This is a genomic window from Haloterrigena alkaliphila (assembly GCF_017352155.2).
Taxonomy (GTDB): Archaea; Halobacteriota; Halobacteria; order Halobacteriales; family Natrialbaceae; genus Haloterrigena; species Haloterrigena alkaliphila.
Genome location: NZ_CP071462.1, coordinates 1,934,241 through 1,960,591 on the forward strand (window position 1 = coordinate 1,934,241; position 26,351 = coordinate 1,960,591).

The window sequence follows — 26,351 nt, forward strand, 5'->3', positions numbered from 1 at the left end:
GCGATGACCCCCTGTTCGACGAAGAGCGATTGCGGGAGTTCCTCGAAGCGAAGGGCGACTGGGAGGAGGGGACCCTCGGGGAGTGGCTTGAGGGCCACCCCGAGCGAAAGGAGACGTTCGAAACATTGTCGGGGTACGAACGCGAACGGCTGTACACGCCCGAAGATGTCGAGGACCTCGATTACGAGGATGACCTCGGCTTCCCGGGAGAGCCGCCGTTCACTCGCGGACCCTACCCCACGATGTATCGGGGACGCCACTGGACGCACCGACAGATCGCGGGCTTCGAGACGGCGGAGGAGACGAACGAACGGTACAAGTACCTACTCGATCAGGGCCAGACGGGGCTGTCGACCGACTTCGATCACCCGACTCTGACGGGGTACGATTCCGACGACGAACATTCCGAGGGCGAAGTGGGCCGCATCGGCGTCGCGATCGACACACTCGACGACTTCGAAGACCTCTTCGAGGACATCCCCCTCGACGAGGTATCGTCGAGCATGACGATCAACTCGCCCGCGCCGATCCTGCTGGCATTCTACGTCGCGTTGGCTGACCAGCGCGGCGTCGACCGGGAGAAGCTGCGCGGGACGATTCAGAACTCCATCTTCAAGGAGTTCATTGCCCAGAAGACCTACGCGCTTCCGCCGCGACCGAACATCAAGCTCGTCGAGGATGTCATCGAGTACTGTACAGAGGAGGTTCCGAACTGGTACTGGGCGAACGTTAGTGGATACCACACCAGAGAAGCCGGCGGGACCGCCGCGCAGGAGGCGGCGTTCACCATCGGCGCGGGGATGGGCTACATCGAGTCCGGCATCAAGCGAGGACTCGATCCTGACGAATTCGCTCCCCGGATGTCCTTCTTCTACGTCTCTCAGACTGATTTCTTCGAGGAAATCGCGAAGTTCCGGGCTGTTCGGCGCATCTGGGCGCGCATCATGAAGGACCGTTACGGCGCGGAGTCCGACGCCGCGCGCCGGATGCGCTATCACGTCCAGACGGCCGGCGAAAGCCTCACCGCAAAGCAGCCGATGGTCAACATCGCCCGCACGACCATTCAGGCGCTCGCCGCGGTGCTGGGCGGTTGTCAGTCGCTGCACACGAACGGGTACGACGAGGCGCTGTCCATTCCGAGCGAAGACGCGATGCGCATCGCCCTGCGCACGCAACAGGTCATCGCACACGAGTCAGGCGTCACTGATACGATCGATCCCCTCGGCGGCAGCTACTACGTCGAGAAAGCCACCGATGAGATGGAAGAGCGCATCCTCGAGTACCTCGCCGAGATCGAGGAGATGGGCGAGGGCAGCATGAGAGAGGGGATGCTGCGAGGGATCGAAAACGGCTACTTCGAGCAGGAGATCGTCGACTCCTCATACAAATGGGAGAAGCGTAAGGCCGGGGGCGACCTGAAGAAGGTCGGCGTCAACTGCTATACGGAAGGCGGTGAGGACACGGAGATCGAACTCTTCCAAGCGAACCCGGAGACTGAGGAGCGTCAGAAGGAACGGTTGAACCGAGTGAAAAAAGAGCGAGACGACGAACTCGTTGAGAAGCGAATCGACGCCCTCCGCGAGGCCGTCGAAAACGACGAAAACATCATGCCCTATCTCGTCGACGCCGCGAAGGCGTACGCCACCGAGGGCGAGATGATGGGTGTGCTGCGCGAGAAGTACGGGACGTACGAAGATCCAGGAGTGTTCTAACATGGCAGCAACAGATTCCACCGGAACGGAGCGCACAGTTCGCGTACTGATCGGCAAACCTGGCCTCGACGGCCACGACAGAGGCGCGAAGGTCGTGGCTCGCGCCTGTCGTGACGCGGGCTTTGAGGTCATCTACTCCGGTCTCCGCCAGTCGCCAGAGGCGATCGTTCAGACGGCGGTGCAGGAGGACGTCGACGTCTTGGGGTTGAGCATCCTGAGTGGCGCTCACGATACGCTCGTTCCGAAGATCATCGACCTCCTAGAGGAAAAAGGGATGACGGACGTCCTGGTCCTCGTCGGCGGTACCATTCCCGAGGACGATCAGGAAGAACTCCTCGAGCAGGGCGTGGATCGGGTGTTCGGTCCAGACACCGATATTAACAACATCGTCGAGTACGTCGATCGGGAGGTAGAGACATGAGCGCGCGCCATCCCGAGATACCATGAGCGGGACCGACCTCGCCGTCCAGGATCTGAACGGCGACCTGCATTCGCTGGTCGAGGGCGTCCTCGACGGGAACCAGCTCTCGCTATCACGGCTCATATCGCGGATCGAAAACGGCGCACCGGGGTACCAAGACGCGGTAAAGGTGCTCCACGAACACGCGACCGGAACCCGTACCATCGGTATCACCGGACAACCGGGGTCGGGGAAGTCGACCCTCGTCGACAAACTGGTCGACAAACTGCGCGAACAGGGTCTGACCGTCGGTGTGATCGCGGTCGATCCGTCGTCGCCGTACTCCGGCGGCAGCGTCCTTGGCGACCGCGTCCGCCAGACGTCGCGCAACGAGGATCCAAACGTGTTCTTCAGATCGATGAGCGCCCGGGGACACGTCGGTGGGCTGGCGGCCGCGACGTTCGACGTCGTTCACGCGATGGACGCGTTCGGCAAGGACGTTATCCTTATCGAGACCGTCGGCGCCGGACAGAACGAAGTGGAGATCGTCCGGGCTGCGGACACCGTCTGCGTCGTCGCGATTCCGGGCGCGGGCGACGACGTGCAGGCGAACAAGGCCGGTATCCTCGAGATCGCCGACGTCTTCGCCGTCAACAAGGCTGATCTCGACGGCGCGACGGCGACGGCTCAGGAACTCCAGCAGATGATTCGCATCGGACAGGACCTCGAGCGGAGCGACGCTGGCGACCCGGCGGACGATCCCGATACCTGGGTTCCGCGTGTCGAGTTGACCGTCGCGACAAAGGGAGAGGGGGTCGATGATCTCGTCGACGCGTTCGATGACCACTACGCGTTCCTCGAGGAGAGCGGCGAACTCGCCGAAACGCGAGCCAGACGGTTCGAACAGGAGGTGCGAACCCATCTGGGTAACGAGCTCGACCACCTGGCCGACGATGTCGTTGAAGCGCGTCGCGACTTGCTCACTGAGGATTCGAGCGTCGACCCCTATACCACATCGGAGGAACTCGTCGTGCCGTTCCGGAGAGCCGTCGAGGAGTACTTACGCGATGACTGACTGGACAGCGATCGACGATCCGGTCAAGCGCCTTCACGGGTTTGTGAGCGGTTTCCATGCAACGTTTTACACGTACATCGGAATCGAGTGCGGGCTGTTCGAAGCGCTCGTCGAGCCCCGAACCCCCGACGAACTCGCTTCGAGACTCGACCTCCACGAAGCGTACGTACGTCGGTTCTGCGAGGTGGGCTTGCGATGGGGCCTCCTCGAGGTCGAACCGGACGAGGGCATCGATCAATCGAACAGGGAAGCCGCGGAAAGACCCGGAGACCGAGACCGCTATGCGTTCCGCCTCTGCGAGCCGTTCGTTCGGCCGTTAGCGGATCCCGACGACGCCCAGTATATGGGCAATCTCTTCCGGTTCGCGGCCGTCCATCTGAACGAGGATTACGGGAACTATCCCCGATATTTCCGTACCGGTGAGACGAGACCGTTCGTCGATCGCGGTCCTGCGTTCACGGACGTCATCGAGGGGACGACCCGCGGACTCCAGACGATCTTCGTCGAGAAGTTGATTCCCGAGTCGCTTCCGGCGTTCGACGCCCAGCTGGCGCGAGGCGGTCGCCTTCTCGATGTCGGCTGCGGAACGGGCCACTTGGCGTGTCGGCTCTGTGACCAGTACTCAGACCTCACCGTAACCGGCGTCGATCTAGACGAGGACGCCGTCGACCGCGCACGGGAGCGCGCCATCGACGCGGGCGTAAGCGATCGGACGACCTTTCGCGTCCGGGACGCGACGACGGCCGCAGCGGAGGGAACGTCTCCGTTCGATGCGGCAGTCCTCTTCATGAGTCAACATGAGATCGACGAGGACGCCCGAGAGGAACTCTTCGAGGTCCTCGACGAAGCGCTCGCTGACGACGGCGTCGTCGCGGTCTTCGACGAGGTGTACCCTGCGCACCCGTCGGCGTTCGACCGATCGCCGTTTGCTACCGGCGTCGAGACGCAGTGGTCAGAACTCGCGTGGGGAAACGTCGTCCCGACGGTTTCCGAACAGCGGGACCTACTCGCTTCCGCTGGGCGGACGGAACGCTCCCGGACTACCTTTGCGGATCGGTTCGTCGTGTACGAGGGCGTGGTCGACAATGACTGATGAATCTCCCCCGTCGTACGACCGAACGGTCGCCCACGAGCGAGACGTCTCCAGGTACCGTCATTCCTACCCGCAGTTCGATTACGAGGAACGGATCGACGACCTCGCTCAAAGGCTCGAAACGAGTGAGGCCGACGCGGCGGTACTGCCGAATTACGTCGACCTCACCTACTACACGGGAAGCGGTCAGCCGGCGAACCTCTACGTTCCCGTCGGGGACGGCCGAAGCGCCAGACTCTTCGTCCGCCGAGCGATGGCCTTTGCGAGACAGGAGGTCGAATTGCCCGACCGGTACCTCGAACGGGGCGGACTCTCTGCGCTCGCGGAATACGCAGGTGATGTCGCTACGCTGGCGGTCCCCCTCGACGCCGTTCCAGCGGCGATCACGTCGAAGCTGGCGGCTGTCCTCGACGCCGAACTCGTCGACGTTTCCGACATCGTCCTTTCACAACGAGCGACCAAAGCGGAAGGTGAAGTCGAACTCCTGACGGAGGCGGCCGAACTCTACGAGGTTGCACACGACGCGATTCGACGACGAGCGGCGCCCGGCGTGACTGAGAAAGAGGTCGCGGGCGAAGTGATCGGCGCACTGGTGGCGGCGGGAATGGACGATCGAATTTTCTTCCGGCGCTGGGACGCTCGCCTCCCTGCAGCGGGACTCATCGCCAGCGGCGACGTGCTCCCGCTCGTTTCGGGGCACGCGATGACCGTGACCGGAACCGGTGTCGCTCGGAGCATGCCGTGGGGCCCATCGAACCGGCCGCTGGAAAACGGGGACTTTCTGGCGGCGGACATCGCGCTGAACTGGGCCGGTTACCACGGTGACGTGGCTCGGACGTACGTAGTCGGTGATGCTACGCCGGACCAGCGCGAGTGGTTTCGCAAAGTACTCACCATCCACGAAGAAGCCAGAAACGCCGTCGAATCTGGTGTATCCGCCGAAGCGCCATATCTCGCCGCGCGCGAGTGCGCCGAGAAACTCGGCGTCGCCGAGTGGCTGTGCGGGTACGCGGAGATGCAGGCGCCCTACATTGGGCACAGTATCGGTCTCGAAGCGGATGAAGAGCCGACGCTCGTTCAAGGTAATACGACGGAACTGCGCGAGGGCATGGTCGTCACCATAGAGCCCAAACTGATCCATCCCGACCACGGAACGGTAGTCGTCGAGGACGACTATCTCGTCACCGACTCCGGTGTGGATCGACTCTCGACGACGCCGCAGAAACTGTTCGAGATCCAGACCGGGAATAACGAATCGTAATTGAACTCCGACCATCCGACGGGAACGGGTCGGCACCCGTCACCACTTCGTTCGACGATCGTGAACCTACTTCCCGATACCGGGAACGAAAACGGGCTGATCGCTCTCGAGGAGCACCGACTGCGTTACGCTTCCGAACAGTACCTTTCCCGACGGAGTGCGTTTTCGCCCGGCGACGCAAATCGCATCTCCATCTCGTTCCCTTGCGAACTCGACAATGTTTTGGGCCGGATCGCCGCTGGATTCGCGAACGTCGACCTCGATACCGTGATCAGCGAGCCGGTCTCGAGCCGCTTTCACCGACTCGAGCTGGTGTGCGGACGCTCCCTCCGGATTGTCCTCGAATACGTGCAGGAGCGTCACGCTGGTGGTCAGTCCCGACGTCGCCAGCCCGACGAGTAGGTCCGCTTGCTCGATCGCTCGCTCCTCGTTCGTACCGATACCGGCTACGATTTCGTACATGACTCGAGTATTCGGGGCATAGATACATTAAACCTCGTTCCGGCGGACGGAGACTGCAGGGCCAACGCCCGTAAGCGGCGTACTATTACGCGCTGAGCGGTCTCTGATTCAAAGCGAACGATTGTTCGTCCGTACAGGGTGTCAGGTTCCTCGCACAGTTACCGTTCCGAAGGTAGCGAACTGAACCTCGATGAAATCATCGGGGGCGAGAGGGATGAGGGGAGTGACCGAACCGGTCAGCACGATATCGCCCGCTTCCAATCGATCGTCACGGTCGCGAAGCGATCGCGCGAGCCAGCGTACCGCATTACAGGGGTGGCCGAGTACGTCGGCGCCGACACCCGTCGCTTCCTGAACGCCGTTCTTTCGAACTCGTATCCCCTCCAGAGCAAGGTTCGTGTCGAGCGAGGAGGGATCGAAGATTCGGTCCCCGCAGATTACGCGACCAGAGAGCGCGTTGTCGGCAATCGCTTCCGCTGCGGTGACGTTCCAACCGTCGATGCGGGAATCAACGATTTCGATGACCGGGACGACGGCTTTCGTCGCCGTTAGAATCTCGGCCGTCGTGACCGGTCCAGTAATCGGTTCCTCGAGACGGATCGCCAGTTCTGCTTCAACCTTCGGTTCGATGAGCGGTTCGAGATTGATTCTCCCGTCCGATTGGAGCGTGTCCGCGAGGAGGTGTCCGTACGCGGGTTCGTTGATGTCCAGTTCATTCTGAATTGCTTCGGAGGTGAAGCCGACCTTGTATCCGACGCGGGGACCTTCACCGGATCGACGTCGTTCCGTTACTGCTTTCTGAAGGCGATACGCATCCGATAGCGTCAATTCGTATTTCTCTCGGAGCGGTGAGAGAGGAGTCCCGGAACGGTATGCTCCATAGAGCGACGACGCAATCTCTTTTTGCTCCTCGGAGTTGTCTTCCATCGTCCGATACACGACCTGTCAGAGCATAAAATTCAGTGCTGCGGACGACCGCTCACCGCCTGCTACGGTGGTTGGAGCGTCGCACTAACCACTCATTCATTCCAATCCACTCCCGGATAAATAATAGTGTTGTGTGTTAACATCCCCAAACACTTAATATCCGATGTGTGAATATAGGTAGCATGGCATGGGATGCCGATGATGTACGGCGACGAGATGTCTTGAAGACAAGTGGTGCATTAAGTGCTGCCGGGCTCACTGGACTGGCCGGATGTGCCGGGACTCCCGGTGAACAGGACACGGAGTTGGGTGACGAGATCCACATCGGACTCGTAGAACCGCTCAGCGGCGTGTACGCGAACCTCGGACAGGCAGAGATCGAGGGTGCGCAACTCGCGATACAGGATCTGGAGGAGGAGTTCGATATCACAATCGAAACGACCGAGGCGGACACCGAGGCCGACCCAGACACGGGCGTTCGCCGCATTGAGGAACTCGTCACGCAGGACGGGATCGACGCCGCGTTCGGCGGGGTCTCCTCGTCGGTAGCGATCGCTATGGGACAGTGGGCGTCACGAAACGACCTCGCGTACATCGCGTCCGGGAGCCACTCGGACGCGACGACTGGCGGGGACTGCGGTCAGTACATGTGGCGGACCGCGAGTTCAAATACGATGCTTGCGCGAACGGCCGGAGCAGCGATGGCCGATCACGCTGACTCGTGGACGCTCGTCTATGCCGATTATACCTGGGGTCAAACAGCTCGAGACGCTGTTTCCGAAGTACTCCAAAACGAAGGTGCGGAGGTCGTCGACACGATATCGGTCCCGTTGGGTGCGGGAGACTATTCTTCTGCACTCAATCGAGTCCAGAATTCCGGTGCCGAAGCGATGGGGAATATCACCGCCGGTGCTGACACGACTCGGTTGTGTCAACAGTACCTCGATAGCGGTCTCGCAAGCGAGATGAAAACCGGAGGCGTACTACTCGAAGACGAAGTCATGTGGTCGCTGGGTCCGGAGGGAGTCGCTCAAATGGGTGTCTGGGCCACAGTCTGGAACCCTGCCTATCAGGAGGGGCAGATGGGAGATTTCGTCGAGCGCATACGGAACGAGTACCAGAAGACGGCCTACTCCCGGCATTACTTGGGGTACACGTCGATGGACCAACTTGTTCGCGCGGCGATCCGGGCAGAGTCCACGGCTGCGGCCGATATCGCCGGTGAGCTTAACGGACACGACTACTCCGACGTCGGACTTCTGGATGGAACCCAAGCGTGGCGAGAATGCGACCACCAGAACGAGAAACCGACGTACGCTGTTCAGGCGAAGTCGGCCGACGATATGGTCGACGAGGACGGCGAGCGGATCTGGTTCGAACAAGTGGCAAAGCGCTCTGGGGAAGAAGTTATGCGATCGTGCGACGAGACCGGTTGCGACCTGTAGTGACTTCCGAAACCGAAACACCTAACAAGCTTTTTAGCTAGATACCCCTGTAAACACAGAACATGGCAAATGATATGCTGTCACATGATCAGTGGATAGGACACGTCGCTAGTACGTTTTCTAACATGACGACGACGTGGAGAGTAATCTACGCGCTTTTGGGGCTCTGGGTACTCCTGACGATCGCAGTCAAACCGGGATTGTTCGCCACTCAGCTCATCAGTGGCTTAGTGTACGGGATGATCCTCGTCATGATCGCGCTCGGGTTAACATTGATTCTGGGCCTGATGGGCGTGATTAACTTCGCACATGGCGCGTTCTTCATGCTCGGGGCGTATCTCGCGTATGCGATCGTCGCTCAATCCGGATTATCGATCTGGATCGCACTAATCGCGGCACCGATCGGTGTCGGTGTCCTCGGTGTTCTCGTCGAGAGGTTTCTCCTCAGACGCCTCTACGGGACGGAACCGATCAACGGACTACTGCTCACGTTCGGACTCGCGTTGATGATCGAGGAATCGATCCGCTTTATTTGGGGATCGTCGCCCATGTCGTACTCCGCCGACATCCTGACTGAGCCCGTTCCGCTCCTCGTGACCCAGATTGCCGGAATACGAGTGTTCACTACGATCGTCGGGATCATATCAGTGACAGCGATCTACCTGTTGATCGTTCGAACGGATTTCGGGCTCTCAATTCGTGCCGGTGTACAAGACCCTGAGATGACGGAACTCGTCGGCGAAAACTTGCCGATCAAATTCACGTTCCTGTTCTTCATCGGGTCCGCCCTCGCCGGCCTCGCGGGCGTTCTTCGAGGTGCCGAAACCGGGATCGATCCGGGGATGGCTTCGCTGTTCATTATCCTGGTATTCGTGGTGATCGTTGTCGGCGGAATCGGGAGTTTCTTCGGAAGCGTTGCTGGAGGACTCCTCATCGGGACGGCTATGTTTCTCGTACCGACGATGCTCAACACGCTCGCGACCACTACGGGAATCTCATGGATCAATCTCCAGGGCGTCCGACGAGTCGTTCCGTTCGTCGTGATGATCGTCGTACTACTCGCTAGACCACGCGGTCTCTTCGGAGAGGAGGGGTTCTTGGAATGAATTGCACGAACGAGTTAGATGGGACCACAGCACGATCAGTGGACACTCCCCTTCAAACAGTGATTACCCATGAGTGAGAAAACACAGACACGGAAAGAACAGTTCAGAGAGTTCATCAACGGGTCACTCTCGATAGCGGAACGGCGGATCGACGTCGCCGTTATCGCGGGATTGATAGCGGTCGCGGTTGCCATGCCGACCGTCGCAAGCGTTCTGATGGGATATCCCGGCGTGGCGTCAAACGTGCTCATCTGGATGCTGTTCGCCGTCTCGTTCAACCTCCTCCTCGGATACACCGGTCTCCTGTCGTTCGGGCACGCGATGTTCCTCGGCGGTTCGATGTACATTGTTGCCATCGTCATGACGCAGTTCGGACCCGGGATGATCGTCCTCGGGATTCCTCTCGCCCTCGCTCTTATAGGCCTCCTTGCCTACGGGATCGGTCGGCTCATCGTTCAAAAAGGCGAGATCTATTTCGCCCTCTTGACGATCGCGTTCGGTGAAGTCGTCTGGTACATCGCGAACTCGAATCCCGGCGGGGTGACCGGTGGAGACGACGGTATCGCCAGCGGCCTCCTTCCACCCCTCGTGGAGTCATACCGCGGAATCTTGACTATCGAACTCGGTTCGTTCATCGTTTCCATTTACTGGGCCATCGCCGCCGTCTTCGTCGTCGCGACATACTTGCTGTTCCGAATCGTTCGTTCGCCGTTTGGACGGACGCTCATCACCATCAGAGAAAATGAACAGCTTGCTCGAAGCATAGGGGTGAACACGCGACGCTACAAGATTAACGCGTTCATGCTCAGCGCAGTGTTCAGCGCAGTCGCCGGAATAATGCTTCTGATCGTCAACCAGAGCGTCGCGACAAGTTACCTCTACTGGGAAACGAGCGGCGAAGTCGTTATGATGACGATCGTCGGTGGACTGAGTAGCTTCGCCGGACCAATGTTCGGGGCGTTCCTCTGGTTCCTCGGATCGGAGTTCCTCAGCGGATGGCAGGCTATTGGTGCCCTCCGCCACTACTGGCAGTTCGGGTTCGGTCTGTTGTTCATCATCATCATCCTCGTTGAACCCCGAAAGGGCGGCTGGGGAGCGATCAAGAAGGCGGTCCGCTGGGCGGCGAACAAACTTCTCGGAGGAAACTAATATGGCAGAAACGATCGACACGGAACGAACACACGACACGGAATCAGACGTCATTCTCGAGACGCACGGCCTCACCAAAAAGTTCGGCGAGGTCGTCGCCAACGACGACATCTCGATCAGCGTCAAGGACGACGAACTTCGCTCGATAATCGGTCCGAACGGTGCTGGAAAGACGACGTTCTTCAACCAGATCGCAGGCGTCCTGCCAGCGACATCGGGGACGGTCCACTTCCGAGGTGAAGATATCACCGAACTATCCATCGAAGAGCGCTCGCAGCTCGGCATCGGTCGGTCCTACCAGAGCAACGAGGTGTTTTTCGATCGGACCGTCTTCGAGAACGTTCGAGTAGCAGCGCAAACAGCCGAAGTCGGCGATTTCAGCTTCAATGTGTTCTCTCGCGCTCGTAATTACCAGCAAGATCGAGCCGAAGAGATCCTCGAACAACTCCGCCTGTGGGACAAACGCGATACGACAGCAGAGAACCTCTCGCACGGCGACCAGCGTCGTCTCGGAATCGCGATCGCGATCGCGACGGACCCAGATCTCCTGTTGCTCGACGAGCCGACCAGTGGAATGGGTCCGGAGGCGACCGAGGAGACGGCGGAGCTTATTGAAGACATCAGAAACGATCTCGGAATCGCCATAGTACTGATTGAACACGACATGAGCGTCGTGATGGGAATCAGCGACCGTATCACCGTGCTCTACAACGGTGACCACATCGCGACAGGTTCCCCCGAGGAAATCCGGACCGACGAAGCCGTACAGGACGCGTACCTCGGTGGAATGAAAGAGGAGGAACTAGAGCTATGAACATCGTTGAAATCGAGAATCTCAACGCAGGGTACGGAACCGGACAGGTGCTGTTCGACGTTTCGCTCGAGATCGAGGAAGGCGAAGTCGTCTCGCTACTCGGACGGAACGGTGCCGGAAAATCGACGATGATGCGCTGCGTGGCCGGTGCGAAACCGCCGCACATCCAGAGCGGCACGGTCCGGGTCAATGGTGAGGACATCACTGACCTCGCAACGCATAAGCGAACGAGCAAGGGAATCGGATACGTTCCGGAAGAACGCCGAGTCTGGCCGGGGCTAACGATCTCGGAAAACATCAGAATGGCCATCAACAACACATCGGATCCGATGAGTCTCGACGAGGTACTCTCGTACTTCCCGCGACTCCAAGAACTCGAGGACAAAGCAGCGCGAAACCTCAGCGGCGGTGAACAGCAGATGCTCGCAATCGGTCGCGCGTTGGCCAGCAACCCCGACGTCATGCTCATGGACGAACCGAGCGAAGGGCTCGCACCGTACATCGTCCGCGACGTCGAACAGGTCATCCGACAGCTCAATGAGGAGGAGGGGCTCACGATCTTCCTCGTCGAACAGAACGTCGTTATGGCGATGGACGTCAGCGACCGACACTACTTCCTCGATCAGGGGGAGATAGTCGACGAGATGACGCCGGGCAAACTCCAAGAGAATCCGGAGATCCGACAGCGGTACCTGAGTGTCTGACCCGTCGCTATCGACATTTCGTCCGAACGGGGACGAGAGAAGGGAGTTACTTTTCGCCGTCGATCAGATTTCCGTCCTCATCGACGGTGTACGTGTCGCCGTTGATGATCGCCGGCGAGTGAACGAACATCGCCCGAAACGTTCCATCGGCGTCGTCCGGGTTTCTCGGGTAATGCGGAACTCCCGGCGGAATGAAGACGAGGTGCTCGTCGGCGTGGCATGGCACCGCTTCGCCGTCGACGACGATTTCACCCTCGCCTTCGAGTCCGTAGAACGTCTCACCGCTGTATCGATGGACGTGTCGCGTCACGGATTCGCCGGAATCCACGTGGATGATTCCCTGATCGAACATCTGCGTATCGTCTTGATCGGTATTCATCAGGAACTGTATCCCGATACCGAGCCGATTCCGGATGGGAGGTTCATCGACGTCGTATAATTGGTACGATTTCGAGTGATCCATGCAGACCGTCTCTCGAATAGGTGCTCTATCATGTTATAAGTTGCCGTGATAGATGTTATCTCTCATCCGAATGCTATAGCAACCATCTGCGATTATTGGCGGTCGAGATACCCGAGTACGCCGCGAACGTTCATCCGAATCTCCGATACGGCGTTCTCTTCCCCCCACAGATCGACGACGTCGGTTCGTTGCGGGAAGTACTCGATAACGGCCTCGTCATCCTCGAGTTCCGCTCGCTTTTCTCTAATCTCGTCGACCCACTCTTTCAGTAGTTCTTCGTACTCGGAGAGAGCGCGATCCACGTCCGCCCGGGGTCCGAAGTGGGTATACAGTAACATATCGGGATCGAGATCACGGAGCAAGTCGATATCCGCTAGCGCCCCCTCGAGATCGAACTGGGTAGGTGGCGTCGTCGGTTGGACTCGATCCAGCTCCGGAACGTAGATTCCGGCAGCGTCGCCGGCGAATACGGCGTCCGATCGGCGATCGTAGTACACTGCCTGATGCTTAGCGTGTCCTGGTGCATGATGGACTTCGAGGTTGCGGTCGCCGAGATCGATCACGTCGCCGTCTTCTAACCCTGATACCCGGTCCTCGTCAATGGGAACCGGTTCGACGTAGAACTTCCACCGCTCACCGACAGCTTGCTTCGTTCCGGCGACGAGCTGGGACGGATCGACGAGATGACGAGCCCCCCGTTCGTAGGTCATCACGGTCGCGTTCGGACATTCGCGTGCAAGAAAACCGGCACCCCCGGCGTGATCCAAGTGTACGTGCGTCGGTGCGATAACTTCGACGTCCTCGTACTCGATTCCGATCTCGTCGAGAGCCTCGAGAATACGTTCGTATCGCTTTCCGACACCCGTTTCGATCACGGCGGGGCGATCCCCATCGAGAATGTACGCACATCCCATCGACGGGACGTTGTAGACGTCCAGATCGATGTAGTACGTATCCTCGCAGTGCGTCGGGTCGACCTCGTAAAGAAACGATGAATCCATATCCATTCGAACGGATCACTTCAAGAGTAAAAAGTCTAGTAGTCCGCTCGGTATCGGGGTGCTCGAGTCTCGGTCGACTCACAACTACCATCGGTTTCCACTGGCGCTACCGTACGCTGACCGTTGCTTTCCTGCCGGAACGCTGCGTCGCCATTTTCCCCCGATGCGTACCTTGGGCTCTGGGACGGCCGACTCTCCGTCCAGCCGCGAACGCATCGGGTGGTGCATTTCAACTATCCTCGGGAGCCGCTCGATTGTCGAGACCGAGATAGGCAGCAGCGGTTCGATAGAAGATATCACGGACCGCCGTCCGAGGTAGATCTCGAGCGAGCAGTTCGGCGCGCTCGTCACGATACGGATACGGGATGTTCGGGAAGTCGGTCCCGTACATGATCGATTCCGAGAGTTCGACGAGCGTCTCGTCGGCGATCATAGATGGGTCGAATCCCATCGTCTCTTCAGCCGATGCGGACATCGCCATTGTCGTATCGAGATAGACGTTCGCGTTGTCTCGCGCGAGGTCAAGAAACTCTTCGACCTCGTAGGCGCCCATGTGTGCACAGCAGACTTTGAGTTCCGGATACGAATTGACGAGATCGATGAACAGGTCTACGCCGACATACGGGCTGTCCTCAAACATCGGTGCCGTACCGCCGTGGTACGTGATCGGACGATCGTACTCCACTGCCAATTCAAGTGCCGGTTCGAGCCGCGAATCGGCGGGTCGGCACTCCTGAACCGGACAGTGAATCTTCAGTCCTCGTGCCCCCTTCTCGAACGCTTCTCGGACGAGGGGCGCGACGTCTTCATCATCGGGATGAACCGTTGCGAACGGGATCAGTCGGTTTAACGAGCCTGTCTGATTGATGAGCCACTCGTTCATTTCGCTCGCGACTCCAGGCTTGTGGGCGTACGGGAGGGCGACGTACGTCGTGATACCTGCCGCCCGAAGGACGTCTTCGATCTCGGACGGGGTCGTCGGCGTCGAAAAGTCCCACCCTGCCTCGTTGCTGAGCGATCGCTGTATCGCGGCGGCGAGCCGCTCAGGAAAAAGGTGGGTGTGGACGTCGATCGCTGGACGAAAGGCGGACTGTTCTTTGGATGCCATCTATCGTCCGATAGGTGGCATAGCGGTTTATCGTTGTTCGTCGCACTTCTGTCATAGGTCTCTCGACTGATCGATAGCGGTCATTATCTGATGCGGATCTGGAACGGAACTGCTGGTGATCGCGAACACTGACTCCCCATACGGTCAAACAGCTCGTTCTATGGCCGATTATTTCGCCCGAGCTGTGACCTCAAAGACGGCAACGGCTGATACCTCTCAAGCGCTTTTTACCGGTCTCTCCGTTCGGCTCCATAGAGTTCCCGTAGTGTTACTGTTTTTTAGCTAGTGAAGGTCGGTCACCCACCAGCCCATTCGTTTTGTGTATGATTTCGGCGGTTGAGAGTTCAGCCCTCGATCTGTTCTCTGGACTCATCGCGCTCGCTCATAGACGTTTTCCGTATAGGTTTCGCCGCCGATAACTGTCTCTTCTTCGTCGACCTTCTCGAATCCGAACGTCTCGTAGAACACGTTACCGGGTTCGTTTCTGGCCAGAACCATCGCCCGAATATCGTCGACGCCTCGGGTCAACAGGGCGTCTCGAGCGCTGGCCAAGAGTTCGCTGCCGATGCCCTGCTTTCGGTAGTCGGGATCGACGTATACTCGGAGAATGAAGCCCGTCCGATGTCGACGGACGGCGTGCGCGAATCCGACCACCTCGTCGTCGATTTCGGCCACTAATAGTATCGCGTCGTCTTCTGCCAGTTCGGACGCGATCTGTTCGGAATTGTACCACTCCTCAACGCCCTCTTCGATCGCTTCTCGATTGAGGATGTCCGGATAATCGATCCGCCAAGTTGACCCTGCAACCGCTTTGATCGCATCGATATCTGCCGAAGTTGCGCGTCTGATCTCCATGTCCGTACTAACGCTGTGTTGTTTGTTATTTCTTTTCGCGATTTCCTAACCGGTCGCGGCGAACCCGCTCGTATCTTTGAGATTGAACTGCGCGATAGCGGCCGGGGGATACTCGCTACGCGGTAGATTCGTGAAATCACGTGATCACGTAACAGAAGTTGAGACAGATCGTCTCAATACATATGACATTCTGGCTTAGTCCAGAACTCCAGACGGACTGCTAGTTCGTTTTCATCATGCGAATTGTCAGTGTCAAAATCAGATGCTACCGATCAAAGTAATAATACACATTACACATAGTAGCGATAGTAGGTTGGTAGGTTAATGTCATCCGCGTTCGGTTCGGCGAGAATGCCGCTCACGGCATCTGCGATCCCAATAATGATGGGAAGTCGCTTACAGAAGTCCGAACTATTCCAATCCAACTTTGTGAAGATAAGTATCTCACGGCAGATACGGCGGAAACCACCGCCAAAGTACTCCTCGTGCGGTCTGACAACGATAGGTTTGGGCACGCCCGTCCCGTTGTACACGGACTACTCTCGCACGTAGTCAGTAGGTACCCCTCGCTCTTGTCAGACGAGAGAGCGAATGTTCTATGTAGGAGACACCCTCAGTGAGTTCGAGAACGACTGGGCACCGTATCGCAGAGCACTTTGCGTCGAGTATCAGGATCACTCCGACCGATTGTTCGACCAAGTGTGGAACTTCGCTGACGCCGGGGAATCCAAAACCATCACGATCCGATGATGACTCACCTCGTTTCGATCCTGCTCGCCCAGGAGTGCCAGATCGCCGACCTTGAAGAACGACGGGAATCTGACGGCCAATAGGCTTAATCACCGGTACTCGAATGGTTTACTCGGCGGGGAGAGGAACAACGCTGCCAACGAGTTCCGTTCGAACTGAGACATTCGTAAACGCCCCGCTCCCGATCGAGATCGGTCCACCGTCGATAGCCACCGATTGATCTCCGATCGGCTGATCCGATTGACACACCACGGTCGGATGGAGAACTCGAGGTCGGTTCACCGCCGACGTTTTCTAACAGGAACGACACGAACAGCTGTTGCTTGACGTTGATCGTTAGAAAGGCTCAGTTGAAGCCCTCAGTCGCCTACATCTAGCACTTGCTGAATACAGTGGATGAATTCAGCACAACAACAGCAATTATTTCGCGGCGACATCAGTGGACCAACCACTCACTACCGATGGGAACGGAATACCCCATTTAATCTCAGACGGGACGGAAATATCCGCACAGCAATGCTCTATGCAGAGGCGATACTCTTCAGAAGATAACGTCCCAAGCGTGTCCGCAACTGCTGCACTCGTATGATCGTTTTATATCAGTATCTACTGCTTCCCAACTGACGACCTTTGCCCCTTCATTCAGACATTCAATGCAAATTCTAACCAAGGTGTTAACAAATTGGCATTCCGCCATTATAGTTGCTCTCCCCAACTAGTTTGGTAGTGAGTGTTCACTCCAGTCGAAGCCTAATTGAATGGGTAGCGACAGTACTGACCTGAAGTTCCGTCATTACCCCTGCTTTGAGGAATTCACACTGCTCCCTAGTCCGGGAGGGGTGTGGACCAACCAGACGACACTGGGTGTCAGGAGGGATAGGGCCCTAAGGCAACTGCCAGGGCGAATGTCTCGAGAATGGGACTAATAGTTTCGAATACAATTATGACATCTAATATATGTGTCGGTCATAAAAGAGGGTAGAGCGGCGGTGTCTGAACATTCCTGAAAATTACTGATACGTAAACAAGAACGTTGCCGTCACACGAAGTCCTCTGGATTCATCCCGGTTTTTCGGGCCCTCATTCTCTCCAACGCTCTGCCTAATCGCCTAATTCGTATTACAGCCCTCGTTAGGGCATCTCTCGCCGGTATCAGGATATCCCATCTGTTCCTGACACCCCGGACACTTCCCACGTTTCGGCATGGCTGGGTTTTCATCCAACAGCAAATAGAACCCTCCGGTCACTATACACCCTCTACTGATCGACAAGTAGGTATGCATATCGGATGCTCTACCTTCTATCCATTCCAAGACAAATTTGGGACTGCGTGATGAATACGCAGCATGTATTCAGTGATGAGTTCCACAGATGCGTCCCGTGAATGACTCCCCCTCAGCGGATTTTCTGAAAAAACGTCCGAACGTCTTCGACGAACAGGTCGGGGACCTCCATAGCGGCGAAGTGGCCTCCTTCCGGTTGCTCGTTCCACTGGATGATGTTGTACACCTCCTCCGCCCAGACACGTGGGGTTTTCATGATCTCGGCTGGATAGCGAGTGTGGCCAGTTGGAACGTCGACTGAATCGGGAATCGCTGCTCTATCGTCAGTTTCGTAGTACAACCGCATCGACGAGTTGATCGTCTCTGTGAGCCAGTAAATACTGATATTGTCGAGAAGGCGATCCCGATCGAAGCTCTCATCAAGATCGTCTTCACAGTCGCTCCACCCGTGGAACTTCTCGATAATCCACCCTGCGAGTCCAACGGGTGAGTCGGTGAGACCGTACGCGAGGGTCTGTGGCTTCGTCGACTGGAGTTCCTGATAGCCCGTCTCGTGGTCGCGGAACTCCTTAGTCTCGCGGTAGTCGGCCATCCCTTGCTCGTCGAGGATCTCCATCGGATTGGAGAGCGATGACGGTTTCACGAACAGCATGTTCGTGTGGATGGCGTCGACGCGATCAGGATAGTTCGCGCCGAGGATAGCCGTTATCAGCGCTCCCCAATCGCCGCCCTGTGCGAAGTAGGAGTCGTATCCCAATTGCTCCATTAGTTCAGCGAACGTATCGGCTACTTCCCGGATTCCGTAACCCCGCTCGCGAGTGGATCCCGAGAATCCATATCCCGGGAGTGACGGCGCGACCACATGAAAGGCATCCGTTGAGTCGCCGCCGTGTGCGGCCGGATCGCTGAGCGGGCCAAATACGTCAAGGAATTCCGCAACCGATCCCGGCCACCCGTGGCTCAACAGAAGTGGTCGTGCAGTTGGCTCCGGCGAGCGGATATGGTAGAAGTGGATTCGCTGGTCGTCGATAGAGGTTACATACTGTTCAAACTGATTGACCCGATCCTCGAAGGCATCCCACTCGTAGCCCTCACACCAGTGCTCACACATGGTTTGTAGGTATCCCCGTTCGGTGCCGTATTCCCAATCTGCATCGGGGAGTTGATCTGGCCAACGCGCGTTCTCTAGTCGTGATTTGAGATCGTCAATTTCGGTTTGAGCGACGGTAACATCGAACGGCTGGATCGTTTCGTCATCCGCTGGCGTCATAGTACACCCGCAATGACTTGGTCGCCGGTTAGTCTGATGTGCATACGGTCCTTAGACGGCCCGCTCAAATAAACGGGACTATCCTGGTGAACTCATCCTCTATATTCCGCAGACCAAGTTCGACAGTTCTCAGACATATCTACAATCGTTCCGGTAACTGCAGAACCTATACTGAACACTGATTTGGCCGCAATTCACTGGAAAGAAAACGACGATCCGTTCTGTAGATATACAAAGAATGTGCAACATCTCACCTTAATAAATAATAGCAACAATATTTTGTTGGGTCACCACAATATCATAGTATGGCTGAACTATGTCTTCGATTCGGTGGGTATCAGGATATCAAACTTGACGAGATTGATATTGGGGTGGCGGATGGGGTTATCGCGTTTGATGTCTCTGGGCGGATAGTTAACCTCGACGAAGCCGTACTGAGTCAAGTCGCTGGAAAAGAATGGAAGCCAACCGAATTGCGGATGGAATCGCGGAAAATTTCTTCAAATTAACCACCAGAAACCCATACGGAATGATAAAATGTAAGATTTATACATGCCGTGGTGAGAAGTGTTCGCAATGGTAGACCAATCAAAGACTGATGGTGGTAATCAGGGGTGGAGCGACGGTTCAACACCCAGCGAAGCAGTCATTGAAACGATAGCCAAGGAAACTGCCAACGACCCCCTCGAATTGCCGCCATTAAGCAATGCTATTGACCCTGAAGCCCTTGATCGCTTGTTTGATAATCGACAAGGTGGGACCGTCACATTCTGCTGCTGTGAATACGTAATAACCGTCAAACCGGACGGAACGGTTGCTATCCACGAGAGATAACCTCCTATCAATTATGCACATAGAACAGACCACAGAAAGATAATAGAAGTTTGCTTCCTCTGCTGGCCGATAGATGGGTTCCCTGTACTGAACGGCAGCTACGTATGCTTATCGACCGCCGAGGGTTCTACCAGTTCAAGGAGATGTTCCGATAGCCGTGCGAGATACAGGGTGCAGGTCGCGCACGGAAATTCTAATATACCCACGCATAATCTCTTGTACGAAAGGGCCACACTCGACCTACCCCTTCTACCCGCTTTTAATCGCGTGATGCTAGTGCGCTGCGCATCACAGCAACATATTCCGCTCCAATACGTCTCCGCATCTGGCATCTCCCACTCTGTCCCCGCCAACTCTGAGCTGAACTCCTCGGCGAGCAGCAACACCGCCTCTGCACTCGCCTTGTACGCCGCAACGGCTTCTTCTACGCTCGCCATGTTCCCTTCATGCGCGACAGCGTTCCGCACGTCGTGCGTGTCCCCCTTCCACGCGTCGTACTCGTCCGTGTCGCTGAATACGAAATCGAGGTGTTGTCCGATAAAATTCCCTGCGATGTTCGAGATGTACTCGTACTCTCCGTTGTCCTTCTTCAACAAGTCCGCAATCTCATCGTCACTCCACCCACGCTCGCTGGCAACCACCTCGAACGCATTCTTCACCCACAATTCAAAGAAACGCTCCGCATTCAACACCGCCAAATTCGCTTCCTGCAAGTCGATTTTGTCCTGTACGTCTAAACCAATCACCCCGGTGAGTGGCACACTCGACGTGTTCTGCATCAGCGCGTTCAACATGCGGCACTGCTCGATGTCAAGCGTCGCGTCTGGTACTTTGAGCGATCCCGGCGTGATCTTCCGATGTCGAGCATCTGTGTCACCATCTTCGTAGACGCTCACCAATTCAAACGTCACGAGCTCCTGCGGTGTGAGTGGGCGAATCCAGTAATATTCGAGTGACACGCGATAGACGCGCAAGAATTGGTTCAGGAATTCTATCTCTTTCTCGATAAGCCACCCGTCGCGTCCCCGTAAATCCGACGTGAGCGCGTACTGTCCATCTGATGGTTCAGGCGCTGCGGCGAGCACATCGTCTCCGATGCCGACGCGCACCTTCGTGTATGAGACGCTTCCAAGGCGGTCGTCGGCCGCCATCCCGAACGTTTCCCCGTCGCGCATCTCCACCGACTCGCGTTTGAATCGCAGTTCAGCAGTCTCACCGTCTATTGACGGGTAGAACCGCGCGGCTTCATTCCCGTCGAACGAGTCCGGAGCTTGGAGGAAAAATGGGATGTCGAAACACACCCACTCGTATTGAATACTCATATCGAGGCGAGCCCCTGCATTAAGCTATGAGGGTGTAATAGAAAACTCCCCCAACCAAACAGGAATCGCTCAGTGCAACCTCTGTATTCAGCACGTCATTCTTGCCAGGCGTTGTAGAGAGTGCACATCGCAGCGTTACAGCGACCACCTGTACTTGCTACAGTAGCTACCAAACCCCTTCGTCTTGGGCAGATCAGCAGAGCAGTGACGCAAGAAGAGATTGTATTATTCGAGCAGTCCGAGATCATTGAGGCGGTTGGCGATCACAGTGACGGCCTGTTCGGCATCATTCACTTGTTTCCCACCAGTGACGACCAACTTCCCAGAGCCAAAGAGAAGGGCAACGACCTCTGGCTCGTCGAGTCGATACACCAACCCGGGGAACTGCTCGGGTTCGTACTCGATGTGCTCGAGACCGAGACCAATTGCTATCGCATTCAGGTTGAGGGTGCGGCCGAGATCAGCACTACTGACAATGTTCTGGACGATGATTTCTGGATCTTCCTCAACCTGAATCTGGAGTTCACGGAGCTTAGCGAAGACAAGGCTCAGACTCTCGTGGACAGCGTCAGTACTTTTTGCGCCAGTACAGACGATCTTTCCCGACCGGAAGATCAGTGCGGCGGACTTGGGGTTCTGGGTACGGTAGACGAGACCAGGGAAGTTCTCAGGGTCGTAGTCAGCCCCCTCGAGATCTAATGAGACACTCTCAAGGTCGAGTTCCTGTCCAATACTGGTTGATGCCACTACGTTTTCGATGTTGATGCTGTCCTTGGGACCCGACATAGCTTGTTCAACAAGATGGATCTAATATCCATATAACCCAGTGTCATAATATGGTATTTCTACCATATATGAGAAAAGTACTGTCAATTAGTCTCATACGCAGCAGAAGTTGATTCTGTTGAAATCCTGTTTGGTCTATTCTTATGTTTTAATACAAGAGGGATACCGGTAACAGGATTAAGACACAGAAATGTACCACCTTAGAAAGAATGGGGTACCCAAAGCCATCCATGAGTGCGTGAGTAGGAACTCCATGAGAGTGACCAAGAGTCAATCCATAGTGAACTGATTGAGGTGTCTAACCAACTAAACTAGTTCTCCAAGTCTATACTTTCCATTGCTTCAATTTGTTCCTGATATCGGTTTTGGATGGTAGCCTCAGTGACCTGGGCTACATCTGCGACTTCGCGCCGTGTACGCATCTCGTTGCAGAGCAGTGAGGCGGCATAGATTGCGGCGGCGGCATAGCCAGTGGGCGACTTGCCAGAGAGTAGTCCCTCCTCGGCCGTCTTCTCGATGATCTCGTTGGCCTTGGTCTGAACCTCATCGGACAGTTCGAGTTCAGAGCAGAAGCGCGGGACGTACTTTTTCGGGTCGACGGGACGCATCTCGAGTTCGAGTTCCTGTGAGAGATACCGATAGGTTCGACCGATCTCTGTTCGTTCAACGCGGGACACCTCGGAGATTTCCTCAAGGCTGCGCGGGATGCCCTCTTTTCGGCAGGCAGCGTACAGTGCGGACGTTGCAACCCCTTCGATTGACCGGCCGCGAATGAGGTCTTCCTTCAGCGCGCGTCGATAGATCACCGAGGCAACCTCGCGGACCGAACTCGGGACACCGAGCGCCGAGGCCATCCGATCAATCTCCGACAGTGCAAACTGTAGATTTTGTTCACCGGCGTCCTTGGTTCGGATGCGCTCTTGCCACTTACGCAGCCGGTGCATCTGGCTACTTTTCTTCGGCGAAATTGACCGCCCGTAGGAGCTTTTGTCTTTCCAGTCCACGGCAGTTGTAACACCCTTGTCACTCAACCAGTTTGCATCAATAGTGTCGCGCTGATTTGTCGACTCGTCATCGAATACATCCGGTTCAACCTCGTCAGTGGCTTCAACAGAAACGTGTTCCCACTCCGTATTGACTCTCTTGTCCCGTTGTGCTGTTCTTTGATAAGCCGAAGCAAGGTCTTGCTCGTTACCTGATTTCCGTAATAAAAGATCTCCCCTCTCGTCAACTGTAAACACTACTTCCTCGCCAGCCGTTAGACCGAACTGCTCGCGGAATTCGATAGGGATTGTAACCTGCCCTCTATCCCCTACCTTACGTTTAAACCGCTTTTCCTGCTCCATATCAATTCATACTTCGTTCATACCTAAAACCCTGGTGGACTCTCCGGTTTCATTCATTCTAACCCAAGGCTAATTTTTATAGATTGATCTATCTCTTCCATTTTTTCTCTAGATACTTCACCAAACTTATGGACAATCCGTTCACTCATATCAACTGTTCGTATTTGGTTTAGAAGGACTACTGAATCCCTATCTACATCTTCTTCTCCGGCACGTAATTCCACTTCATAAGGCGCAATATCATTTGGGTCATAACTAGTTGTCATCGGTGCGAGAATAGTCGTGGGGGCATATCTATTTCCTACATCGTTTTGGATAATGACTGCTGGACGCCTCCCTCGTTGCTCAGATCCCTTTGTCGGGTTTAAGTTTACTAAGACAATGTCTGCGCGTCTGATGTTCACAGCTATTCTTTAATCAGTTAGCCTCTGGTAAGTAGATGCAGGGTATTTTATGGATCTCTCTTAATTTGATACAGATTGTTAATCATCCTCGTCTAAGCCCAATCACCTGAGAGCTGGTTTTGGAGACTTAAGACCAGATGGTAGATAGATCCTCAATCGGTTTGTTACGTCGTTCGCCCATAACAGTAGTTGATAATATGACTTCTTTATTGAGTTCTGCGGCCGAAAAGACCGTGATCAATTATCTTACTCGAAGATAGAATCATTGCGCTGTATCGATTACAGGGAGCCATGACCGACCAGAGCCCGGGTGTTGAAGCCTGGAAAGAACACACAACAGCGTTCGACCGGGTTCAATCAGTTGCGACTACAGTCTCCAAACCGCGCCCGGTATCGTATATCGCGGATGAGGCCCACGTCGCGGAGAATACAGCACGCGACCACCTTGAACGACTTGTCGCCCTGAACGTCCTGCTGAAGACAGAACGCGACGATGGCGCGTTCTACTCCCCTGACCCGCTCTACACGCGGATACAAACGCTCCGAAACCTTCTCGAAGAGCATGACCGCGACGGGCTGATCGATCTGAAGATTGAGTTACAGTCCAAAATCGAAGACTGGGAAACTGACTATAACGCGGACTCGCCCGACGAACTCCGTACTCATTCCGCAGAGACGGAAACCGCTTCGCAGACGCGAGATCTCAAGAAAACCGCGAGTAACTGGGAACTCGCACTCTATCGTCTCTCAGTCCTTGAGGACGCGATCGAAAACTACGAAACGTACACCACGGACTTTCGGGCATCTACGTAGCGCCAGCAAATTGGCTGACTCATACAATTCATCTGAATCGATACCGAATGAACCGTTCTCCCACTGGAGTTCAACGGCTTTCTGAACCAGCACGCAGACACAGACCTTCAATCGGTGCAGCAGGTTGAGGTCTATCAGATCTTTCTAGACTATACTGATGGGGAACTGGAGCAAGAGACGACCTGCTTGAGCATCTTGATACCGCGACGGAGAAGGACCTTGAGGAGGTGATAGACACGTTCAGTGAACAAGGGTTGACGTCCCGATATCTCTCCGAGAAGGAGACCCCCCTTTCTTGATCAAAGATAGCGACGGTGTCCGTGAACAGATCGAACAGGAGATGAAGAACCAGCTCAAACTCGACTGAGACCGGGTTTTCTGGACGAATCAACCGTCCATGACCGATCACTGTTGTTCCGGCCACTCTTGACTACGGGCACTCCGTGGATACTGATATAACGGTTTGAGCGGTAGACCTATCCTATTACAGGAATTACTTCTACAGTATAAAGTCGAGGTTTGCAACCATTCGTGTTCAACCAGAAAATCACCAGAACACAGGTAGCTATTATCGCGGTGGCAGCCATGCTGGTCCTTGCAGGATGCAGCACTGGGACCGGGGGAGAACCCACGGCAGTACCGGCCCCAATGGAGAACAAATCCGGTGAAACGATCGATCTGGAGTATGGGCCGGAGAACGGGCAGAACCTGACGGAGTACAGTAACGACCTCGGTCCCGATGCGGCCGGACTGACCCGTTCGGAGCGAAAGCAGATTGAGGACATGGTCGGCGGATTCTATGATGATCTGCCGGAGAACACGTCCGAACGACGGGATCTGTTCCTTGACACGGCGGACGAGCACTGCGCGTTTGAAGAAAACTACAGCAGCCGGGTGAACACGTCTGCGCTCGAGGAGAACGGGTCTGACATGGGTGACACGGTGCGGCGGATGCATTACGGGGCGCAGATCGGGAACGAGTTCGATAGCCAGGTCCCGGTCGAACCGTTTGCAGACATCCGCAGCGAGACCGGTGATGTAACGAAGTATGCACCGTTGCTCGGGAGTTACAACCAGATGAGTGAAGCAGCGTGCGCTGCTTCCGAGGATCGGACTGATGCGGCGATCCAGGACTACCAGTTCGCCACGTTGATGTTCGGTGTGGACGCTATGCTGATATCAACGGGAGCGTTCTACCAGCCGGCGTTCGCTGGAACACGGTTCACGGCGAACAAGGCCAGTCAACTGGGACTGTACCGGTTACGGTACGTATGTGGTGATCGGTGCTGGGCCTTGGCGATGAGCGAGGTCCATGTGACGCTCCGTGGGTCGATGGTGTCCGGGACGTCGAACCTGCTGCGGCAGGCCGAGGAGATGGATGCAGACCTGAACCGGGAGGATCTGGAAGCGATAGCGGAGGAGCACGATACCGACGTGGATAGTATGCTGGAGGACGTGGATTCGTCGACTGCGTCTGATGTACTGGATTCGGTGTCCGATGACGCGACAGCGTGTCGTGATGCCGTACTCGAATCAGGTGATGGAGGGAGTAGCGGTGACGGTGGCGATGGCGGGATCTTCGGCGGTGACGGGATTGACAAAGATGATATCGTTGAGAAAGGCGAAGATGCGCTGAACAAGTCGGCACAGGCAGTTGAGGACTGTCGTGATGCAGGTGGATAGCGGCTAGCGTTTTGCGTTATGACTCGATTCTGTCGACGATCAAATCCTCTCGCTCTTTGCGGACCAGATTGATCACGTCTTCCAGCTCGGTTGGTAGGTCGCCTGATGCTGTTGCGTCAAATCCGTGGTGGGTGGCGACCAGACGGAAGCGGACTTCGTCGTCTTCTTCGTAGATTCGTAGGGCATGGTGTGGGCCGAACGTCACGGAGATTTCTTGAAGCTGTCCTTCGTCTCCGGATTGAACTTCGACATCTCGGATTCCTTCTGGCATCGGTGGGTTCTCCG

25 protein-coding genes and 3 pseudogenes are annotated in these 26,351 nt (G+C 56.2%); 15 read left to right on the forward strand and 13 right to left on the reverse strand.

The genetic code is table 11. The features are described 5' to 3' along the window. The first annotated feature begins 11 nt into the window (after nucleotides 1-11). From J0X25_RS28205 to J0X25_RS28225, 5 genes are read left to right on the forward strand one after another with little or no spacing between them, the layout of a single operon-like run. Nucleotides 12-1,712 (forward strand): acyl-CoA mutase large subunit family protein, encoded by a 1,701-nt coding sequence (locus J0X25_RS28205; RefSeq protein ID WP_207290884.1) that lies wholly within the window; start codon nucleotides 12-14, stop codon nucleotides 1,710-1,712. Nucleotide 1,713: 1 nt separating this feature from the next. Continuing rightward, entirely contained in the window at nucleotides 1,714-2,133 is a 420-nt protein-coding gene (locus J0X25_RS28210; RefSeq protein ID WP_207287187.1) for a cobalamin B12-binding domain-containing protein, read from the forward strand. Between the two features lie 22 nt (nucleotides 2,134-2,155). Next, nucleotides 2,156-3,187, forward strand: a complete 1,032-nt coding sequence (gene meaB, locus J0X25_RS28215; RefSeq protein ID WP_207287188.1) for a methylmalonyl Co-A mutase-associated GTPase MeaB — start codon at nucleotides 2,156-2,158, stop codon at nucleotides 3,185-3,187. After that, on the forward strand, nucleotides 3,180-4,280 hold the full coding sequence (locus tag J0X25_RS28220) for an SAM-dependent methyltransferase (RefSeq protein WP_226776961.1): 1,101 nt from the start codon (nucleotides 3,180-3,182) through the stop codon (nucleotides 4,278-4,280). Before meaB ends, J0X25_RS28220 begins: the two co-directional genes overlap by 8 nt. Further along, complete coding sequence (locus J0X25_RS28225) at nucleotides 4,273-5,541, forward strand: M24 family metallopeptidase (RefSeq protein ID WP_226776962.1); 1,269 nt, start codon at nucleotides 4,273-4,275, stop codon at nucleotides 5,539-5,541. Before J0X25_RS28220 ends, J0X25_RS28225 begins: the two co-directional genes overlap by 8 nt. Nucleotides 5,542-5,607: 66 nt before the next feature. Here the strand turns inward: J0X25_RS28225 and J0X25_RS28230 are convergent, their stop codons facing one another. Beyond that, nucleotides 5,608-6,003: a universal stress protein gene (locus J0X25_RS28230; protein WP_207287191.1), complete on the reverse strand. Its 396-nt coding sequence runs from the start codon at nucleotides 6,001-6,003 to the stop codon at nucleotides 5,608-5,610. A 141-nt stretch (nucleotides 6,004-6,144) separates the two neighbouring features. Continuing rightward, on the reverse strand, nucleotides 6,145-6,930 hold the full coding sequence (locus tag J0X25_RS28235; RefSeq protein WP_207287192.1) for a 2-keto-4-pentenoate hydratase: 786 nt from the start codon (nucleotides 6,928-6,930) through the stop codon (nucleotides 6,145-6,147). 182 nt (nucleotides 6,931-7,112) lie between these two features. Between J0X25_RS28235 and J0X25_RS28240 the strand changes: the two genes are divergently transcribed. From J0X25_RS28240 to J0X25_RS28260, 5 genes are all read left to right on the forward strand, one after another. Further along, a complete protein-coding gene (locus tag J0X25_RS28240; protein ID WP_207287193.1) occupies nucleotides 7,113-8,375 on the forward strand; it encodes an ABC transporter substrate-binding protein in 1,263 nt (420 codons plus the stop codon). A 125-nt stretch (nucleotides 8,376-8,500) separates the two neighbouring features. After that, nucleotides 8,501-9,481, forward strand: coding sequence for a branched-chain amino acid ABC transporter permease (locus J0X25_RS28245; RefSeq protein ID WP_226776963.1), 981 nt, complete (start codon nucleotides 8,501-8,503; stop codon nucleotides 9,479-9,481). A gap of 69 nt (nucleotides 9,482-9,550) precedes the next feature. Continuing rightward, nucleotides 9,551-10,630 (forward strand): branched-chain amino acid ABC transporter permease, encoded by a 1,080-nt coding sequence (locus J0X25_RS28250; protein ID WP_207287195.1) that lies wholly within the window; start codon nucleotides 9,551-9,553, stop codon nucleotides 10,628-10,630. A 1-nt stretch (nucleotide 10,631) separates the two neighbouring features. Next, complete coding sequence (locus tag J0X25_RS28255; protein ID WP_207287196.1) at nucleotides 10,632-11,444, forward strand: ABC transporter ATP-binding protein; 813 nt, start codon at nucleotides 10,632-10,634, stop codon at nucleotides 11,442-11,444. After that, nucleotides 11,441-12,148, forward strand: a complete 708-nt coding sequence (locus tag J0X25_RS28260) for an ABC transporter ATP-binding protein (protein ID WP_207287197.1) — start codon at nucleotides 11,441-11,443, stop codon at nucleotides 12,146-12,148. The genes J0X25_RS28255 and J0X25_RS28260 overlap by 4 nt, the downstream gene beginning before the upstream one ends. Before the next feature lie 46 nt (nucleotides 12,149-12,194). On the opposite strand, the gene J0X25_RS28265 is transcribed toward J0X25_RS28260, so the two are convergent. The 4 genes from J0X25_RS28265 to J0X25_RS28280 all read right to left on the reverse strand — a co-directional run bounded on the left by J0X25_RS28265 (nucleotide 12,195) and on the right by J0X25_RS28280 (nucleotide 15,575). Next, complete coding sequence (locus J0X25_RS28265; protein ID WP_226776964.1) at nucleotides 12,195-12,611, reverse strand: cupin domain-containing protein; 417 nt, start codon at nucleotides 12,609-12,611, stop codon at nucleotides 12,195-12,197. Nucleotides 12,612-12,703: 92 nt separating this feature from the next. Beyond that, nucleotides 12,704-13,618 (reverse strand): MBL fold metallo-hydrolase, encoded by a 915-nt coding sequence (locus tag J0X25_RS28270; RefSeq protein ID WP_425600913.1) that lies wholly within the window; start codon nucleotides 13,616-13,618, stop codon nucleotides 12,704-12,706. A gap of 223 nt (nucleotides 13,619-13,841) precedes the next feature. Further along, a complete protein-coding gene (locus J0X25_RS28275) occupies nucleotides 13,842-14,720 on the reverse strand; it encodes an amidohydrolase family protein (RefSeq protein ID WP_207287200.1) in 879 nt (292 codons plus the stop codon). A gap of 369 nt (nucleotides 14,721-15,089) precedes the next feature. Then, on the reverse strand, nucleotides 15,090-15,575 hold the full coding sequence (locus J0X25_RS28280; RefSeq protein WP_207287201.1) for a GNAT family N-acetyltransferase: 486 nt from the start codon (nucleotides 15,573-15,575) through the stop codon (nucleotides 15,090-15,092). 591 nt (nucleotides 15,576-16,166) lie between these two features. Here J0X25_RS28280 and J0X25_RS40050 point away from each other — a divergent pair. Further along, nucleotides 16,167-16,408 (forward strand): annotated as a pseudogene (locus J0X25_RS40050) (DUF8156 family protein). Nucleotides 16,409-17,720: 1,312 nt separating this feature from the next. Here J0X25_RS40050 and J0X25_RS28285 read toward each other — a convergent pair. Beyond that, on the reverse strand, nucleotides 17,721-18,878 hold the full coding sequence (locus J0X25_RS28285) for an epoxide hydrolase family protein (RefSeq protein WP_207287202.1): 1,158 nt from the start codon (nucleotides 18,876-18,878) through the stop codon (nucleotides 17,721-17,723). Between the two features lie 305 nt (nucleotides 18,879-19,183). Between J0X25_RS28285 and J0X25_RS28290 the strand changes: the two genes are divergently transcribed. Beyond that, nucleotides 19,184-19,387: a hypothetical protein gene (locus J0X25_RS28290; RefSeq protein WP_207287203.1), complete on the forward strand. Its 204-nt coding sequence runs from the start codon at nucleotides 19,184-19,186 to the stop codon at nucleotides 19,385-19,387. A gap of 67 nt (nucleotides 19,388-19,454) precedes the next feature. Beyond that, nucleotides 19,455-19,712 (forward strand): HalOD1 output domain-containing protein, encoded by a 258-nt coding sequence (locus tag J0X25_RS28295; RefSeq protein ID WP_207287204.1) that lies wholly within the window; start codon nucleotides 19,455-19,457, stop codon nucleotides 19,710-19,712. Nucleotides 19,713-19,810: 98 nt separating this feature from the next. On the opposite strand, the gene J0X25_RS28300 is transcribed toward J0X25_RS28295, so the two are convergent. The 5 genes and pseudogenes from J0X25_RS28300 to J0X25_RS28320 all read right to left on the reverse strand — a co-directional run bounded on the left by J0X25_RS28300 (nucleotide 19,811) and on the right by J0X25_RS28320 (nucleotide 23,570). Further along, nucleotides 19,811-21,034 (reverse strand): hypothetical protein, encoded by a 1,224-nt coding sequence (locus J0X25_RS28300; RefSeq protein WP_207287205.1) that lies wholly within the window; start codon nucleotides 21,032-21,034, stop codon nucleotides 19,811-19,813. A 225-nt stretch (nucleotides 21,035-21,259) separates the two neighbouring features. Continuing rightward, nucleotides 21,260-21,820 (reverse strand): TATA-box-binding protein, encoded by a 561-nt coding sequence (locus J0X25_RS28305; RefSeq protein WP_207287206.1) that lies wholly within the window; start codon nucleotides 21,818-21,820, stop codon nucleotides 21,260-21,262. Between the two features lie 311 nt (nucleotides 21,821-22,131). After that, nucleotides 22,132-22,851: pseudogene (locus J0X25_RS28310) on the reverse strand (transcription initiation factor IIB); the annotation flags it as partial. Between the two features lie 165 nt (nucleotides 22,852-23,016). Next, nucleotides 23,017-23,166 (reverse strand): annotated as a pseudogene (locus J0X25_RS39755) (AbrB/MazE/SpoVT family DNA-binding domain-containing protein); the annotation flags it as partial. A gap of 53 nt (nucleotides 23,167-23,219) precedes the next feature. Then, nucleotides 23,220-23,570, reverse strand: a complete 351-nt coding sequence (locus J0X25_RS28320) for a type II toxin-antitoxin system PemK/MazF family toxin (RefSeq protein ID WP_207287208.1) — start codon at nucleotides 23,568-23,570, stop codon at nucleotides 23,220-23,222. A 291-nt stretch (nucleotides 23,571-23,861) separates the two neighbouring features. On the opposite strand from J0X25_RS28320, the gene J0X25_RS28325 reads away from it, so the two are divergent. Together J0X25_RS28325 and J0X25_RS28330 are read left to right on the forward strand one after the other, a co-directional pair. Further along, nucleotides 23,862-24,383, forward strand: a complete 522-nt coding sequence (locus J0X25_RS28325; RefSeq protein WP_207287209.1) for a DUF7342 family protein — start codon at nucleotides 23,862-23,864, stop codon at nucleotides 24,381-24,383. Nucleotides 24,384-24,914: 531 nt separating this feature from the next. Further along, entirely contained in the window at nucleotides 24,915-26,066 is a 1,152-nt protein-coding gene (locus J0X25_RS28330) for a hypothetical protein (RefSeq protein WP_207287210.1), read from the forward strand. A gap of 16 nt (nucleotides 26,067-26,082) precedes the next feature. Here J0X25_RS28330 and J0X25_RS28335 read toward each other — a convergent pair whose 3' ends face one another. Continuing rightward, a complete protein-coding gene (locus J0X25_RS28335) occupies nucleotides 26,083-26,337 on the reverse strand; it encodes a hypothetical protein (protein ID WP_207287211.1) in 255 nt (84 codons plus the stop codon). Nucleotides 26,338-26,351 lie beyond the last annotated feature (14 nt).